The organism is Streptomyces sp. NPDC003635 (assembly GCF_053587635.1).
Genome location: NZ_JBSFOK010000039.1, coordinates 51170 through 66744 on the forward strand (window position 1 = coordinate 51170; position 15575 = coordinate 66744).

General features: G+C 70.7%; 14 protein-coding genes. 10 read left to right on the forward strand and 4 right to left on the reverse strand.

Annotation, left to right across the window (positions count from 1 at the left end):
* Nucleotides 1-48 precede the first annotated feature (48 nt).
* Nucleotides 49-1371: a DEAD/DEAH box helicase gene (locus ACWDRW_RS29710; RefSeq protein WP_451728084.1), complete on the forward strand. Its 1323-nt coding sequence runs from the start codon at nt 49-51 to the stop codon at nt 1369-1371.
* A 141-nt stretch (nt 1372-1512) separates the two neighbouring features.
* Nucleotides 1513-1980, forward strand: a complete 468-nt coding sequence (locus tag ACWDRW_RS29715; protein WP_451728087.1) for a hypothetical protein — start codon at nt 1513-1515, stop codon at nt 1978-1980.
* Here ACWDRW_RS29715 and ACWDRW_RS29720 read toward each other — a convergent pair.
* Nucleotides 1962-3179 carry an MFS transporter gene (locus ACWDRW_RS29720; RefSeq protein ID WP_451728090.1) on the reverse strand — a complete coding sequence of 406 codons (1218 nt, stop codon included), beginning with the start codon at nt 3177-3179 and terminating at the stop codon, nt 1962-1964. The two genes, ACWDRW_RS29715 and ACWDRW_RS29720, sit on opposite strands and share 19 nt — an antisense overlap.
* A 376-nt stretch (nt 3180-3555) precedes the next feature.
* On the opposite strand from ACWDRW_RS29720, the gene ACWDRW_RS29725 reads away from it, so the two are divergent.
* The 4 genes from ACWDRW_RS29725 to ACWDRW_RS29740 all read left to right on the forward strand — a co-directional run bounded on the left by ACWDRW_RS29725 (nt 3556) and on the right by ACWDRW_RS29740 (nt 8872).
* Nucleotides 3556-5190, forward strand: a complete 1635-nt coding sequence (locus ACWDRW_RS29725) for a phosphodiester glycosidase family protein (RefSeq protein ID WP_451728093.1) — start codon at nt 3556-3558, stop codon at nt 5188-5190.
* Between the two features lie 125 nt (nt 5191-5315).
* Complete coding sequence (locus tag ACWDRW_RS29730; protein ID WP_451728096.1) at nt 5316-5786, forward strand: hypothetical protein; 471 nt, start codon at nt 5316-5318, stop codon at nt 5784-5786.
* Between the two features lie 440 nt (nt 5787-6226).
* The gene (locus ACWDRW_RS29735; RefSeq protein ID WP_451728098.1) at nt 6227-6718 is read left to right on the forward strand and encodes a hypothetical protein; all 492 of its coding nucleotides are present in this window, start codon (nt 6227-6229) and stop codon (nt 6716-6718) included.
* A 429-nt stretch (nt 6719-7147) separates the two neighbouring features.
* Nucleotides 7148-8872, forward strand: a complete 1725-nt coding sequence (locus ACWDRW_RS29740) for a serine/threonine-protein kinase (RefSeq protein ID WP_451728101.1) — start codon at nt 7148-7150, stop codon at nt 8870-8872.
* Between the two features lie 193 nt (nt 8873-9065).
* Here the strand turns inward: ACWDRW_RS29740 and ACWDRW_RS29745 are convergent, their stop codons facing one another.
* On the reverse strand, nt 9066-9251 hold the full coding sequence (locus ACWDRW_RS29745) for a hypothetical protein (RefSeq protein WP_451728104.1): 186 nt from the start codon (nt 9249-9251) through the stop codon (nt 9066-9068).
* 41 nt (nt 9252-9292) lie between these two features.
* Complete coding sequence (locus ACWDRW_RS29750) at nt 9293-9598, reverse strand: hypothetical protein (protein WP_451728106.1); 306 nt, start codon at nt 9596-9598, stop codon at nt 9293-9295.
* A 493-nt stretch (nt 9599-10091) separates the two neighbouring features.
* Between ACWDRW_RS29750 and ACWDRW_RS29755 the strand changes: the two genes are divergently transcribed.
* The 4 genes from ACWDRW_RS29755 (at nt 10092) to ACWDRW_RS29770 (ending at nt 12794) form a co-directional block, all read left to right on the forward strand.
* Nucleotides 10092-10544, forward strand: coding sequence for a hypothetical protein (locus tag ACWDRW_RS29755; protein WP_451728109.1), 453 nt, complete (start codon nt 10092-10094; stop codon nt 10542-10544).
* A gap of 219 nt (nt 10545-10763) precedes the next feature.
* Nucleotides 10764-11138, forward strand: coding sequence for a hypothetical protein (locus ACWDRW_RS29760; RefSeq protein WP_451728112.1), 375 nt, complete (start codon nt 10764-10766; stop codon nt 11136-11138).
* A gap of 209 nt (nt 11139-11347) precedes the next feature.
* The gene (locus tag ACWDRW_RS29765; RefSeq protein WP_451728115.1) at nt 11348-11746 is read left to right on the forward strand and encodes an ArsR/SmtB family transcription factor; all 399 of its coding nucleotides are present in this window, start codon (nt 11348-11350) and stop codon (nt 11744-11746) included.
* 280 nt (nt 11747-12026) lie between these two features.
* The gene (locus tag ACWDRW_RS29770; protein WP_451728117.1) at nt 12027-12794 is read left to right on the forward strand and encodes a GNAT family N-acetyltransferase; all 768 of its coding nucleotides are present in this window, start codon (nt 12027-12029) and stop codon (nt 12792-12794) included.
* Nucleotides 12795-12967: 173 nt separating this feature from the next.
* Here the strand turns inward: ACWDRW_RS29770 and ACWDRW_RS29775 are convergent, their stop codons facing one another.
* A complete protein-coding gene (locus ACWDRW_RS29775; protein ID WP_451728120.1) occupies nt 12968-15334 on the reverse strand; it encodes a SpoIIE family protein phosphatase in 2367 nt (788 codons plus the stop codon).
* Nucleotides 15335-15575 lie beyond the last annotated feature (241 nt).

Here is a 15575-nt window from a genome sequence, read left to right on the forward strand (position 1 = left end):
CGATCAGAAAGGTGCCCCTTGAGCGAGAACCCGTCGACGCCTCGGCCCATGTCCCCTCTGCCTCCGGTCGCGTCCTTCGACGCACTCGGCCTGCCGCCGAAGCTGACCGAGGCCATGGCCGGCCAGGGCGTGACGGAGCCCTTCCCGATCCAGGCGGCCACCCTGCCCAACGCGCTGGACGGCCGGGATGTCCTGGGTCGTGCCCGGACCGGCTCCGGCAAGACGCTGGCGTTCGGGTTGGCGCTGCTCGTACGGACGGCAGGCCTCAAGGCGGACGCGAAGCGACCGCTCGCCCTGGTCCTGGTGCCGACCCGCGAGCTGGCACAGCAGGTGAGCGACGCGCTCGACCCGTACGCGCGGACGCTGAACGTACGACTGGCAACGGTGGTCGGCGGACTGTCGATCAACCGGCAGCAGGCGCTGCTGCGGGCCGGGGTCGACGTACTGATCGCGACGCCGGGCCGGCTGACCGACCTGGTGTCGCGCCGGGACTGCCACCTGGACCAGGTGCGGATCACGGTGCTGGACGAGGCGGACCAGATGTGCGACCTGGGCTTCTTGCCGCAGGTCACGGAGATCCTGGACCAGGTGCGGCCCGACGGGCAGCGGCTGCTGTTCTCCGCCACGCTCGACCGCAACGTCGACCAGCTCGTTCGCGACTACCTCCGCGACCCGGTCCCCGTCTCGGTCGACCCGGCGGCCGGCTCGGTCAGCACGATGGAACACCACGTGTTGAACATCCACGCCGCCGACAAGTACGCGACCGCGACCGAGATCGCCGCGCGCGACGGCCGGGTGCTGATGTTCCTGGACACCAAGGCGGGCGTGGACCAGTTCACCCGTCATCTGCGGGCCAGCGGCGTCCGGGCCGGTGCGCTGCACAGCGGGAAGTCGCAGCCGCAGCGCACGCACACGCTCGGCCAGTTCAAGGACGGCGAGATCACCGTGCTGGTGGCCACGAATGTCGCCGCACGCGGCATTCACATCGACACGCTCGACCTCGTCGTCAACGTCGACCCGCCGGCCGACGCCAAGGACTACCTGCACCGGGGCGGGCGCACGGCACGCGCCGGGGAGTCCGGCACCGTGGTCACCCTGGTCACCCCCAACCAGCGGCGCGATGTGAACCGGATGATGTCCGAGGCCGGGATCCGGCCGACGGTCACCCAGGTGCGCTCCGGCGAGGCGCAGCTGACCGCCATCACCGGTGCGAAGCGCCCGCCGACCGCGACGAAGGGCACCGGCGGCAACATCCCGTTCCGCGGCCTCGGCTCCCGTGCGGGCCGCCCTGCGAAGGAGTCCCGCAAGGCCTCCGAGGCCCGCAGGATCGCGGAGGCGCGCGCGGCGGCCCGGGTGCGCAAGGGCCGCTGACGACGGTGCGTGACCTCTCAGGGTGACTGGGTGCCCTTTGGGGTGACTGCGTCCCGCTACGCCGTTCGAGTGGTGCCCTCAGTTCTCCGGCCGTAGCGTCGGAGCAGCACATCCGGCGGCGAGCGGCAGCGGGGAACGGCAATGCACATGCGCGCACTCACCACGACGGTCACGCTCTTCGCGCTCGCCGCCCTCGCCACCGCGACAGGCACGCCGACCGCGGCCCGGTCGGCCCCGGAGCCCGCCGCGCGGATCGCTCAGCAGCCGGCGGAGCTGCCCGTGCTCGTCGACTGCTTCTGGCATCCGGAAGTGCGCCCGACCGACTTCATGCTCGCCTGCGGTGACGGCAACAGCCGCCTGACCTCACTGCGCTGGTCCGAGTGGGACACGGACTCGGCGCAGGCCAAGGGCGTGAACTGGGTCAACGACTGCAAGCCGTACTGCGCGGCGGGCCGCTTCGACTCCTACCCGGTGACCGTACGACTCGACCGCCCGGAGCCCTGGGAGAAGCGCCCGCACCTCACGCACTACTCCCGCATCACACTCATCTACACCGACAGCAGGCCGGAACGCTTCGCACCGACGGTCTCCTATCCGCTGTGGGACTGAGCAGCGGCGACCTGGTCCGTCTGCGCGCCCGACGATGTGATCACCTCGGAGTGTCGCTCCCCGCGGTCCATACGGCCGCCCATGAACGCCAGCCCCAGCCCCGCCACGCCCAGGGCCGCGCCGACCAGGACCGGTGAGGCCCAGCCCCAGCCCGCGGAGATGGCCAGGCCGCCGAGCCAGGCGCCACCCGCGTTGGCCAGGTTGAAGGCGGAGTGGTTGGAGGCCGCCGCCATGGTCGGGGCGTCCTTCGCCTTGGCCATCAGCAGCATCTGAACAGGGGTTGTGATCAGGGCGCCCATCGCACCGATGAACGTGATCGTGATCAGGGCGGGCACCGTGCTGTGCACGGCGAAGTAGAACACCACCAGCGCCGCGGACAGCAGGGCCAGCCCCGCGTACAGCGTCGGGCGCAGGGCGCGGTCCGTGAGCGGGCCGGCGGCCAGGGTGCCGAGCGTCATGCCGACGCCGTAGAGCGCGAGGACGAGCGTGGTCGAGGAGTCGGACAGGCCCGTCAGGTTCGTCAGCATGGGGACGAGGTAGCTGTAGACGGCGAAGAATCCGCCGAAGCCCACGACGGCGGTGGCCAGGCCGATGAACACCTGCCGGTTCCCCATGGCACGCAGTTCGTGCCGGATGCCGGACTGCTCCCCGCGGGGCTGGTGGGGGACGAAGGCGGCCAGTGCGGCGAGAGCGACGAGGCCGATGACGGCGACCGCCACGTAGGCGGACCGCCAGCCCAGCTGCTGCCCGAGGGCCGTGCCGGCCGGGACGCCGACGATGTTGGCGACGGTCAGCCCGAGGAACATCCTCGACACCGCGCGTGCGGCCCGGTCGGGGGCGACCAAGCGGGAGGCGACGACCGCGCCGACGCCGAAGAGCGCTCCGTGAGGCAGGCCGGCCAGGAAGCGGGCGGCGAAGAGCAGCCCGAAGTTGGGGGCGAGCGCGGACGCGACGTTGCCGATGACGAACAGCCCGGACAGCAGGAGCAGCAGCCGCTTGTGAGGGATCCGCGCGCAGATGCCGGTGAGCACCGGGGCACCGACGACGACACCCAGCGCGTAGGCGGAGACAACGTTGCCCGCCTGCGGGACGGACACCCCGATCCCGTCAGCGATCTGGGGCAGCAGCCCCATCGTGGCGAACTCGGTGGTGCCGATGCCGAAGGCGACAGCAGCCAGGGCCAGGAGAGCCAGTGGCATGGCGCAGGGGAACCTTTCAGAGCGGGTGGTGCAGGAGGGAGCGGGGTGCGGCCGCGACGGTGCGGCTGGTCGGGGGACGGCCGTGCCGTGCCTCATCGCGCGGCGCTCCTGGGCATGGGAAGCCCGTAACTAGTGCAGCAGTCGTCCGGAGTGAGACATTCCAAGATCTCGCCAAGCGCGCCATGATCCATGTCACATCCGTCCAGGCGCCCTCCCCCGCCGCCCTGGGCGGTCACCCTGCTCCTCCGAATATCAGCAACGCTTTCCCCGCTCCTGCCCGCTTCTTCACGCAACCGTCCCCGTACGCACCGTGAGATGACTGGGCGCGGCGCTCATGTGCCGTCGGACCGCTCACGGGTCAGAGATCAGGAGAGGTATGTCTGTGATTGCCGAGACACCCGCACGCACCGGACACGGTGGACGGCGCAAGCCTGCACGCACGTTCGCGTTGGGGACCGTGCTCGCCCTGATCGCGTTCGCTCCCCCGGCGGCCGCGAGCGAGCGGGACATCGCACCTGGGAGCGGGGACACGATCTCGTGGACCACGCGGTACCTGGCTCCCGGAGTCAAGGTCCGCACCGGCGTGCTGAGCGTCCCGGAGGCGGCAGGCTCCTGGACGGTCACGGTCCAGGCCCCCGCGGTCAACCGCCTCACCGGCGCTGCCACGTGGGCCCCTCTCGGTGACCGGTCCTGGGCCGACGCCACCGCCGAGAAGTTGCGGGCGGCCGGGTTCGCACCCCGGCTGGAGCGGGTGACCTGGGACTCCTACGCGGACACACCGCGCGGCACGATGGGCTGGCAGGTCAGGGTCGGCCAGTACGCCACCCAGGCCGAGGCACGCACGCTCAACTCCTCGGTGTCGGAGGCGGGTTTCCGTACATCCGTGGAGTGGACGGGCTATGACGGACGGCAGCGCGCCGACGCGGAGCGCATCCACGTGGCCGTGATCGATCCGAGCCTGCTGCAGGGCACCGTCGAGGCCAGCGACGGCGGCAACACAGCCGACCGCGAGAAGACCTCCGCAGTGGCCACCCGGCTGGAGTCCCTGGTGGGGGTCAACGGCGGGTTCTTCATCACCTCCGACGCGGACGGAGTTCAGGGCACGACGGCCGGACTGTCCGTGGTGGACGGCGAGTTGCAGTCCATGGCGGTCGGCTCGCGCGCGGCGCTGATCCTCGAGGACGGCGGACGGCGCGTCCGCATAGCTGACCTGACCAGCCGCGTCACCGTGCGCGCCGGGTCCGCCTCGCACGCGGTCGAGGGCATCAACCGCACGCCTGGCAAGGTGCGCAACTGCGGCCGTCCGGGCGCCGTCCCCAGCGAACTGCCCCGGCAGGATCTGACCTGCTCCCTCGCCAGCGACCTGGTCAAGTTCACCGCCTCGTTCGGGGCCCCGCTGCCGACCGGCGCCGGTACCCAGGTCGTACTGGACAAGCACGGCGTCGTCGTCTCCCGTGGCGACCGGGGCGGCTCCATGCCGTCCGACGGGAGCGTCCTGCAGGGCACCGGGACGGCGGCCGACTGGCTCACCGAGCACGCCGAGGTGGGGCGGCGGCTGCAGCTCCGAGAAGTCGTGCGGGACGCCGAGGGGCGGCAGCTCGCACTCGGCCCCCAGGACAGCGTCGTCAGCGCGGCGCCCACCCTGGTCGAGAACGGCCGGGTCCACATCGACGCCGCCACCGAGGGCACGCTCGACCCGCTCGACCTCTCCTTCGGGTTCGCGTGGTCCAACGTCCGCCAGCCCCGCACGCTGGCGGGCATCGACCGCGACGGCAGGCTGCTGCTGGTGACCGTCGACGGTCGGCAGCCCGGCGTCAGCGAGGGCTTCACGCTCGCCGAGGCCGCACGGTTCATGCGGTCCCTGGGCGCCGTCCAAGCCCTCAACCTCGACGGCGGCGGCTCCACCGCGATGGCCGTCGACGGAGCCCTGGTCAACGTGCCGTCGGATGCGACTGGTGAGCGGGCCGTCGGTGACACCGTCCAGGTCCTGCCGCGCGGAGCGCACGGCTGATTCGGACGGGACAGCATGGGAGCGCCCCACGGGCCCCCTCCGTGAACGCCGGCGCCCGGCACGTCGAACAGGCCGGGGAAAGGGCCTGAGCGGGGTAACGTCCCCCGAAGTCGAGCCGGAGGGGGATGGCGTTGAAGCGACGGAAACTGATCGGGATCGGGGCAGGGATGGCGGTCCTGCCCGCCTGGTGGGCCCTGAGTGAGGCGGCGGACGGGGCCAAGGGGGACTGGCGCACCGACACCGCACCTCTGGAGCGGGCGTTCCGGCTGCTGGGCCCGCTCACTGACGCCCAGTGGGTGAGCAACCGGGACGACGAACGAGGCATTCCGTCGCCGGAGCTGGTGATCTCGGGGTTCGCCCGTCTGACCTCGGAGAAGCTTGCCGAGCTGACGGCGGCCCACTCCTTCGTCACCGAGGCGCCGACCAATGACTTCTCCTCCTGGTTCGAGAAACCGCTCAAGGACGCGGGGCCGGAGAACCCCCAGTGGATCCGGTCCCACGACCTCGACCGCGACGGCAACGGCCACTCCACCAGCCTGTGGTTCGACCGTGGCAGCGACACGGTCCGCTTCTGGGCACTCAACCCATACGGCTAGGTGTGCTGTTCTGACAGGTTCGTGACGCGTCCGACGGGTGGGTGTCCGCCCATGCACCGCATGCCCGTGCCGACGTACCTCTTGCCCTCCACCATCGCACCAGCCCCGGCGCGACCTGCGTGCCGGCAATGGCCTTCTGGACAGACCCGCGCCTGTACTAAGAACGGCGGTCCGCGCGGACCGGGAAACGCGGCCTGCCCACGCTGGTGCTGGCCCATCCCGGTCCGGGGAGACACCCGCCCGCGACCGTCGCGGATCCGGTTCGAGCGCGACGGTGTGACGCTGACGGCCTACGAGGACGCTTCGGAGAACCCGGTGGGGATCCCGGCCGGTGCCAGATCATCCCCTGGCCAGCAGTCTCACCATCCTCCAGACTTGGACAGGAGCGAAGGACCCACGGTTCTCGGCGCAGGGAACCCGGGACTGGAAGAGGTACGACGATGGCCCGGTTGCGATTCGTCTGGGTCCTGTCGGGACGTGGTTGGGCCAAATGCGTCGTCAGTGACGACGGGACGGAAGCCGAAGTCACGGCTTCGTACATCACCGCCGCCCCCGAGGATCTCCTGACGGCCGTGTTCAGGCTGATCGTCGGCGAAACCCAGTGCCGAGTGCAGTTCGAGGCCGAGCCCACCGCATTCCGATGGATCTTCCACCGGGAAGGCACCAGCGTGTCGATCCGCCTCCTGGAACTGGCCCACGGCAATCACCACGACAACGCCGGGACTGAGATCTGGTCGAGCCGACAGGACCTCGACGTCCTTGCCCGAGCCGTGATCGATTGTTTCGACGAGGTCTTGAGGAAGTACGGCGAGAACGCCTACCGCGGCAGGTGGCTCGAGGACTTTCCTCGCGCCGAACTCGAAGCGCTCAGGACCGCCTGGCGCGCATACCGAGGCGACCAGGCAGCCTCGTGGACGCCACCGAACCCGTGACCCGACAGGACGCGTCCACGGTCAGCTGGTGCAGGGCGGCCCCGCGGTGAACAGCCGCCCGGACGGACACGCCCGTGAGCCCCATCGCTGCCACTTTGGCCGTCCAGCAATCCGGCGTGCAGAACGCGTAGCGGGTGAGGGCGGATCGCAGAGGTGGAGTCGCGATGAAACACGTAGGCACAGTGATCGTCACGGCTGTCACGGCGTTGGCCGTAATGACGGCCTCGGGCGCCGTCTCGGCGTCCCCTCGGGAGCCGGATCGCGCTGGGCCGCCGGAACGGCTGGACGAGATCGCCGGTGGGGCGGGTGCGTGACGAGCACGGCGTGTGGCGGGGCACCAGCGGGTCGCCGAGCTGCAGCATCACCAAGACGTGGCCGACAGGTGACCTCGGGGTGGGCGTGTCACCGGCGTCTCGTAGGCTCCACGCCATGAGTGACGGGGAATCCGGCAGACGGGTCATCGACGGGCGCTTCGAGCTGGAGGCGCGGCTCGGTGGCGGAGGCATGGGCATGGTGTGGCGGGCGCGCGATCTGGTCCTGGACCGGGCGGTGGCGCTCAAGGAGGTCCGGCCGTCGGATCCGGGACTGGCCGAGTACGACCCTCCGGGCGCGGCCATGCTCCGAGCCCGGGTGTTGCGTGAGGCACGGGCGCTCGCCCGTGTGCAGCACCCCAATGTGGTGACCATCCACCACGTCATCGACGGCGGGGACCATGCCTACCCGTGGATCGTCATGGAGTTGGTCACCGGGGGGTCGCTCCAGGACCGGCTCGAGCAAGGGCCTTTGACGCCGGTGGCTGCCGCGCGGCTGGGCCGCGAGGTGCTGGCCGCGCTGCGCGCCGCCCACGACGTCGGCATCCAGCACCGCGATGTGAAGCCGGCCAACGTCCTGCTGCGGCCCGATCAGCGTCCCGTCCTGACGGACTTCGGCATCGCGGCGATCCGGGAGTCGACGGTCCTGACCGCGACCGGTTCCCTCATCGGCACTCCGGACTACATGGCTCCCGAACGCATCGCCGGCGGCGAGGGCGGCCCCGGCTCCGACCTGTGGTCGCTGGCGATGATGCTCTACGTCGCCGTCGAGGGGCATCATCCGCTGCGCAGGGCAACCACTCTCGCGACCCTGGCGGCGCTGTTGAGCGAGGAACTCCCGCCGCCCCAGCGGTCCGGGCCGCTGACCGGTTTCCTCAACGCCATGCTCGCCAAGGACCCAGCACAGCGCCCGGACGCCACGGCAGCCGACCACATGCTCGCGGCGGCCGCCGAGGATCGGAACATCGCCGCGACCCCCTCCCCCAACCGTCCCAGCGCAGCACCGACGACGTCATACCCGCTGGCACCCCCAGCCGCCGCATTCCCCGCACCCCCGGCCGCGGCCGGTTTCGGGCCGCCGCCGACCGGTTACGGACCCCCGGCTCACTCCAGCGCACCGGCCGGTCCCCCGAGCCCGACCCCGGCGGGCCCTACGCGGCCCACGCCAACTCGGCCCGGCGGCCGTTCGAAGCACAGGGTCGCCATCGCTTCGTCCGTCGTGGGCGTCGTGCTGACAGGAGTGCTGGTGTGGGTTCTGCAGCCGGATGGCGGCGAACAGAACCGCGACCCGTCGGCCGGCTCACCGGGATCCTCCTCGGCCACGACGACGGGCCCAACAGCGAGCGCCCCCACCGCGTCCCGCTCGGCTTCCGCGGCCGCAGCCGACACAAAGGCCGGACTGCTCACCCCGGACGGCATCCGTACGGCGCTCGCGGAGATCAAGGCCGCGACCGGAACCAACCGCGCAGCCGAACTGGTCATCTACCCGGAGTACGTGAGCGTGGACGTCATGGTCAAGGACAGCGATACGAAGTACGACAGCTACACCTACCGCCCCGGCAGGGGCGTCGAGAAGGGGATCATCAGCAGCACGATAGGCAGCGGCGAACACCCTTTCAATCTGGACGACTTCGACTGGGACGTCGTTCCCGCCCTGCTGAAGCGTGCCGAGAAGGACCTCAACGTGGCGCGGCCCACCGCGCGTTACATCCTCGTCCACCCGGCCGACGACACCTTCGACACCCCGCTGGAACTGGCCGTGTACCTCTCCGACGACTACGCGACGGGATACCTCAACGCCGACCTGAACGGCAAGGTGACCCGCGTCATGGCCGCCGAGTAGCCAACTTCCGTCGGCCCTCAAGAACCGGATTCGGAGGTAGCGCCGACTGGCTGGTGGATGGAGCCAAATCGGGCTTGGGGGATGAGGGCCACCGCCATTTCGAAGGCCGCTCCTCCCGGATGTGAACGCCTGGGCTTCCGCGCCGAGCGGGGCGGCCGCCGACGAGGTGAGGGTCAGGCGTGGTCGGCTGGTTTCAGTCGCCCCCGCCGAAGTCGCCGTTGCCCGAGCCGCCGTCGTAGCTGTGCGCGTCGTCCGCGTCGTCGGGGTCGTGCCCGGGTGCCGTACGGCCGCTGCGGCTGGGGCTGCCCGCAGGGCGCGCGCTTGCTGTCCTGGGCGGTGTGCGCGGGTCGGGCGGGCCGGACGAGCTGATGACGGACACCCGGTGGCAAGTGCGGCTGTCCTCATCGGCCAAGGCCCGGGTTACGGCGGCACGGCAATAATGGGTGAAGCGGGGCCAGGGGCGAGACATTTGACGGGCCAGATTGCCGCGAGGGCGGCCAGCACTGCCCATACCGGGATCCAGGCGGTCGTCCACATGCCCGGATCCCTGGAGGGCAGTCCGGGCACCGGACACCGCGTGATCACTGCGGTGAGGAAGAGACCGAATGCCGTGGCGAGGGCGGCCGTCAGCGCGGGTGTGCGGTAAGTGCCGAACTGGCTGCGCAGCGGCGGACGACGCGACGCAAGGACCGTGCGGAACCGCGTGAAGCGGGAGTCCTTGAGCAACTCGTTTAGCGTGGCGCCAAGGGAACCCGCCGCCCCCGCTCGATGCATACGACACCGGACACCACCCCACGCCAGCCGCCCCCTCTCCCCAGATCGACTGACAACCACCCTCTTCAGCATGCTACTTGCAGAAGCCTGCCACTTTGCCGGGCATCCAGCCCCTGCGTCCGGGGAGGGGGCGGACCAGGGATCGGCCGGATTGCAGGCAGCCTTTTCTGGCCGCAATCCGATCATGACGAAACGCTGGTCCAGCCCCCTACTTGCTAGCAGCTTCTCGCCCACCACCGCCAAAAGCAGCCCCATCAAGCTCAGCATTTACGGGCGTCCGCCAAGACGGACGCCCCATCGCGCCGTCAGACCGACCTTTACCTGGCGGTCACCCGTCCCCCGCGAACAGCCGCGCGCCCCTTCAGGGCGTCGCCCACGCCCTCGCCCCTGCGCCATCCGGGTGTTCCCTCCATGCCGTGCAGCAGAGCACGGCTCGAGCGCTGCGATGATCTTGACGCTCGCGCCGCACCGGGCCGCGCGGACGGACAAGAAGGGCAAGCCCGTGAAGGCAAGCCAGGTCAAGGCACGTTGGGCGGCACGTATCGCGATGAGCGCGATCGGTGCGGCCTCGCTGCTCATCGCCGGGACACCGTCGGCCTCCGCCGGTGCCAACGGCTGCAACCACCGGACGTGCATCTCCGTGACCGGCAGCAGCCTGCGGGTGGAGAAGATCAGCGTCTCGACCACCTGGAACGGCGACTTCACCGGTCACTTCCATGTCTGGGGCGGCGGGATCGACCGGAACAGCGCCACCCAGTTCTGGGGCTACCACCAGCAGTTCACCATTCCGGTCGGCCGGGACCTTCCCAACGGGTCCGTACTCTGCGCCGAGGGCTGGGAACACACCGGCAGCGGCCTGCAGTCGCGCGGCCGGCCGTGCGTCGAGGTGCACTTCTGACGTTCGGGCGCGTGCCTCGGCCAGCGCCCCCACCGGACCTCTTCTTGTCGCAATTTGCCACTTGTGACCCGTAGGCGGACTCTTCCGGGCGCCGTTCGATCATCATCCGTCAATCGCGAAGAGCTTCTCCGTGTGCCATGGCGGCGCGCATACGGTCCGGCCAATCGGCGAGCCGGGTTGTACCGGCGCGTCGCGTCCGACTTCACAAGGGGAGGCTCTGTGGCGAGCGTTGAAGTATCGCTGAAGGAGATGATGGCCGGCATCGAGGGCTCGATGGCGGCCGCGGTGGTCGACTACACCAGTGGAATGGCGCTGGGCACGTTGGGCGGGGGCAAGGATCTGGACGTGACCGTCGCGGCGGCCGGCAACACGGATGTCATCCGCGCCAAGGTCCGCACCATGCAGGAGCTGGGGATCAAGAGCCGTATCGAGGACATCCTGATCACGCTCGAGAGCCAGTACCACCTCATCCGCCTGGTGGCCGGCCGCAACGGCAACGGGCTGTTCCTGTACGTCGTCCTCGACAAGACCCGCTCGAACCTGGCGATGGCCCGTCATCAACTCAAGCAAGTGGAAGAGCAGTTGGAAGTCTAGATCCCTCTCGGTCCGGGGTGGCGTGCGCCCATGATGTGAAGACTTCTTCAAGTCGCCACATCAACAAGATCCCATTTCATGGTCACACGCCACCCCCGGCTAGAAGGATCGGCATCCACCAGACCGGACCGGTCGCGTCAGCGTCCCTCGTGGACGCCGCCGACCAGCGCCCCCTTCACTCAGACCCATCCGGCAGGGAGCGAGCACCCATGCACGTCCCCCTCTACCAGGCCAAGGCGGACTTCTTCCGCATGCTCGGGCACCCCGTACGCATCCGCGTCCTGGAACTGCTCCAGCACGGACCCGTCCCGGTTCGGGACCTGCTCGCCGACATCGACATCGAGCCCTCCAGCCTCTCCCAGCAGCTCGCCGTTCTGCGGCGTTCCGGCATCGTCGTGTCGATCCGGGAAGGCTCTACCGTGAGCTACGCGCTCGCCGGCGGCGACGTCGCCGAACTCCTGCGCGCCGCCCGCCGCATCCTCACCGAACTCCTCGCCGGCCAAAACCAGTTGCTGAGCCAGCTACAGCAGGCCGACACGGCGGCGCCCGGACAACGTCCACTGGCGGAGGGCTCGCCGGTGCCCCCAGACGTCCTGCCCGCTCCGTGAAAACACCTTGCCCCCGTAGCGCGGTGCCTGCCACAGTGGCCAGGTCTGTGACCCTGCAGGCGCTCTCACGGTGAGGAACGACAGCCCATGATCTCGGCGTCCCGCAGCGGCCGCCGTGGGCACTGAACGGCCCGTCCCCTGGCGGCGGCCGACAGTCTGCCACGCACGATCTCGTATCGCGGCCCCACGATGCGGTGCCTGACGCACCGCCCCTTCTTCCTGCCCGGAACTCCCTGAGTTCGTCCTGGGCTCGTCCTGACTTCGTGAGGTCACCACCACCATGGACATGCAGGTCCAGAGCTTTGCCGTCGCCAACCTCCGCCGCCGCCCCGTCGTCGTCGAGACCGGCGGTTTCGTCGCGGGCTTCCACCCGGACACCGACAGCCCCTACCTCAACTACGCCACCCCGCTGCCCGGAGCCGAGCCGACCGAGCGGCACGTCCGGGCACTGATCGATGTGTTCCGCGAGCGCGGGCTGCTGCCCCGTCTGGAGTTCGCGCCGCAGGCCGCTCCCGCCGTGGAGCCGGCCCTACGGGCCTCGGGATTCCAGACCGAGGCAGCACACGAGTACCTCGTGTGCACCCCGGACCGGCTGACGGTCCCTGATCCCGGCGATGCCCCGCGCGTCGAGATCCCGGCCACCGACGAGGAGTACGCCGCCCTGGACGCCGCACTGGCCGAGGCGTTCGGCGACGTCTTCGCCTCCTCCGCCGACGGAGCGGCCCGGCTGCGGCGCATCCAGCACGAGGGCGGGGCAGTGCGCTTCGTCCGCGGACCGCAGGGCGACTGCGCCGGCGGAGCCACCTGCTCCCCACCCGCCGAGGGCACGGCCGAGCTGGCCGGCGTCGGCACCCGGCCGGCCCACCGGGGTCACGGCATCGCCACCGCCGTGACCGCCGCGCTGACCGAGGCGATGTTCGCCCAAGGCGCCGGATCGGTGTGGCTGGAGTACTCCGGCGACGGCTCCCGCCGCGTGTACCAGCGGATCGGCTACCGGCCCCAGGGCACCCGCCTGTACCTCTCGCTGCCTCCGCGGGCGCGGCCCTGACGGCTTGTTCTGTGCGGGGGGCGGCGCTCCGGCTCATCCTGGCTGAACAGGCTCAGCTGTGCAGCCGCCTCAGTGTCTCGGCGGAGAAGGCCGCGCTTCGTTCGGGCTGGTCTTCTCCGCGCAGGTCACTTGCCACCTCGTGGCCGCGCCGTTACCACGGCAGCCGACGCGACTCAGGCCGACAACTCCTGCTCAACCCAGATGGTCTTTCCGCTCGGTCCATACCTGCTTCCCCACCTGCGGCTGAGCTGAGCCACCAGGAACAGCCCTCGGCCGCCCTCGTCGGTGCTGTGGGCGCGGCGCATGCGCGGCTGGGTGTTGCTGGGGTCGGTGACCTCGCAGAACAGAACGTCGTCGCGGATCAGTCGCAGCCCTACGGGCCCGCCCGCGTACCGGACGGCGTTGGTGACGAGTTCGCTCACCACCAGCTCCGTCACGAAGGAGTTGGCGTCCAGACCCCAGTCGGTGAGCTTGCTCGTCGCCGCCTCCCGCGCCGAGGCGACCGCCGCGGGATCAGCGGGAAACTCCCAGGAGGCGACGGCATCCTCCGCCAGCGCCGAGGGAGACGCGAGCAGGAGGGCCGCGTCGTCCCGAAACGCATGCCCGTCGGACGCCGTCATGAGGGACTGTGCCAACGACGGAAGATCGCCCTCGGAGCGGCGGAACCGCCCCAGCCGCTCCGCCAGATCACCGGCGAGCCGATCGACATCCGCCCCGTATCGCTGCAACAGGCCGTCGGTGTACAGCGCGAGAACGCTGCCCGCGGGCATGTCCACCGTGGTCGTCTCGAACGGCAGCCCGCCCACACCCAGGGGCGGACCGGGCGGCACCGCGACCTGTTCCACACCGCCGTCCTGCACGGCCAGCAGCGGCTGCGGATGGCCGGCCGCGGCCAGCGTGCAGCGCGCGGTGACCGGGTCGTGCACCGCCACCAGACAGGTGGCGCCCACCATGTCCCGCTGCGCCGGATCCGCCTCGTCGGCCAGCCGGGCCACCAGGCCGTCGAGGTGCGTGAGCAGTTCGTCGGGCGAGAGTTCCAGGTCTGCCAGCGTCTGGACGGCCGTACGCAGGCGCCCCATGGTGGCGGCGGCGTGCAGACCGTGTCCGACGACGTCGCCGACCACGAGAGCGGTCCGCAGCGACGGAAGTTCGATCGCGTCGAACCAGTCCCCGCCGATCTCGGCCCCGCCCGCCGCCGGCTCGTACAGCCCGGCGGTCTCCATCACCGGCGTGGAAGTCGACGCCTGCGGCAGCAGACGCCGCTGGAGCGCCACAGCGGCCCGGTGCTCGCGGGCGTAGCGGCGGGCATTGTCCACCCCGAGAGCGGAGTGCGCGGCCACCTGGGCGAGCACGGCCGCGTCCCCCTCGTCGAACGGCTCCGGCTGAGCCGTGCGCCAGACGGCCACAACGCCGAGGACCAGTCCGCGTGCGAAGAGCGGGGCCACGGCCAGCGAGTGGCCGCCGTCGGGGACAGCCTGGTGGATGTGCGGCGAATCGCCCGCCTCCCGCACTAGGGTGTCCCGGTCCACCACGACCGTGCAGCCTTCCTGCAGCGCGCGCACCAAAGGCAGGTCCGGGAGAGGCGGGATGACCTCGTCCATCTGGACCAGAGCGGGCGGCCAGGGGCCCTGTCCGCTGCGGAGCGCAGCTCGGCGCAGGTGCAGGTCCCCTCCCCCGAACGTCTTCGGCGGTTCGTCACCCCTCAGCACGGCGTCGGCCAGATCAACCCAGGCCAGATCGGCGAAGTCCGGCACGAGGGCGTCGACGATCTCCTGAGCCGTTCGGCCGATGTCCAGGCTGCCCCCGATGCTCGCGGCCGCCCGATGCCGCAGTTCGGCCCGGCGCCGCGCATGCCAGTGCTCGGTGGCGTCGGTGAGCAGGACAGCGACACCCGTGGGGCGTCCCTGTGTGTCCTCCGTGCGTACGGCGGACATCGACAACGCCCAGTCTCCGTGGGGCGGTTGGAGCGCTCTGACCCGGTGCTCGTGTGCGGCGAAGGACTCGCCCGTCTTCAGCACCTGGCGCAGGTCGGCCTCCGTGGCAGCGGCGTCGGGCGGGCTCATCACCTCGGAGAGTCTGCTGCCGGCGGGCAGCGGCGGCCCGGCGAAGCCGCGGTTCCCGACATTGGTCTGCACGACCTGGAGATCCGCGTCCCGGAAGACGAGACCGATGTGGTCCTGCGCGAGCAGGGCCCTCGTCAGGGCCTCGGCCCGGTCGCTCTCCGCCGCGCGTTCGGCAGCCAGCGCCAGCACCAGAGTCTGCCCCGTGCCGTCCATGCGGGCCGCCCGATAGCAGACCGGGACCCTGTGCCCGGATCGGTCGAGCAGATCGACCTGGCCGCCGACCGGCAGCGTGCCGCTGTCGGCTGGAGGGGGATCGGCCATCAGCCGTACGACGGAGCGGCCCACCACCTGCGCGGCTCCTCGCTCCAGCAGTTCCTCCGCGGCCGGGGACCAGCCGGTCACGATGCCCCTACGGTCGATCAGCGCGGCGGCCGCCTCCGCCAGCGGACCACCGCTGGGCTCAGCGCGTTCGCTCATGGCGCCACACCGCCTCTCACGGGCCGGACGATCCCATCATGTCCCCGCGAGGGAGAATGCGCCCAACCATGTACTTTTCGGGTTTCCCGGTAGGGATGGACGCAGCACGCAGCCTTCAAGCGCAATCGCACTGAAGCCCTACTGGCCGGCCGCCGCCCCGGCACGGAATCCTCCCCCCGCTCGTAGCCGCTCTGCGGGTCGGTGGAGAAAGCGCCGCCACATGCGTTTTCGACGAGGCCGC

Excerpts from the sequence above, each read along its gene's own strand:
- ACWDRW_RS29725 (WP_451728093.1), top strand. The coding sequence starts at position 3,556 with ATGTCTGTGATTGCCGAGACACCCGCACGCACCGGACACGGTGGACGG.
- ACWDRW_RS29730 (WP_451728096.1), top strand. The coding sequence starts at position 5,316 with ATGGCGTTGAAGCGACGGAAACTGATCGGGATCGGGGCAGGGATGGCG.
- ACWDRW_RS29735 (WP_451728098.1), top strand. The coding sequence starts at position 6,227 with ATGGCCCGGTTGCGATTCGTCTGGGTCCTGTCGGGACGTGGTTGGGCC.
- ACWDRW_RS29775 (WP_451728120.1), bottom strand. The coding sequence starts at position 15,334 with ATGAGCGAACGCGCTGAGCCCAGCGGTGGTCCGCTGGCGGAGGCGGCC.
- ACWDRW_RS29765 (WP_451728115.1), top strand. The coding sequence starts at position 11,348 with ATGCACGTCCCCCTCTACCAGGCCAAGGCGGACTTCTTCCGCATGCTC.
- ACWDRW_RS29715 (WP_451728087.1), top strand. The coding sequence starts at position 1,513 with ATGCACATGCGCGCACTCACCACGACGGTCACGCTCTTCGCGCTCGCC.
- ACWDRW_RS29755 (WP_451728109.1), top strand. The coding sequence starts at position 10,092 with ATGATCTTGACGCTCGCGCCGCACCGGGCCGCGCGGACGGACAAGAAG.
- ACWDRW_RS29710 (WP_451728084.1), top strand. The coding sequence starts at position 49 with ATGTCCCCTCTGCCTCCGGTCGCGTCCTTCGACGCACTCGGCCTGCCG.
- ACWDRW_RS29720 (WP_451728090.1), bottom strand. The coding sequence starts at position 3,179 with ATGCCACTGGCTCTCCTGGCCCTGGCTGCTGTCGCCTTCGGCATCGGC.
- ACWDRW_RS29740 (WP_451728101.1), top strand. The coding sequence starts at position 7,148 with ATGAGTGACGGGGAATCCGGCAGACGGGTCATCGACGGGCGCTTCGAG.
- ACWDRW_RS29770 (WP_451728117.1), top strand. The coding sequence starts at position 12,027 with ATGGACATGCAGGTCCAGAGCTTTGCCGTCGCCAACCTCCGCCGCCGC.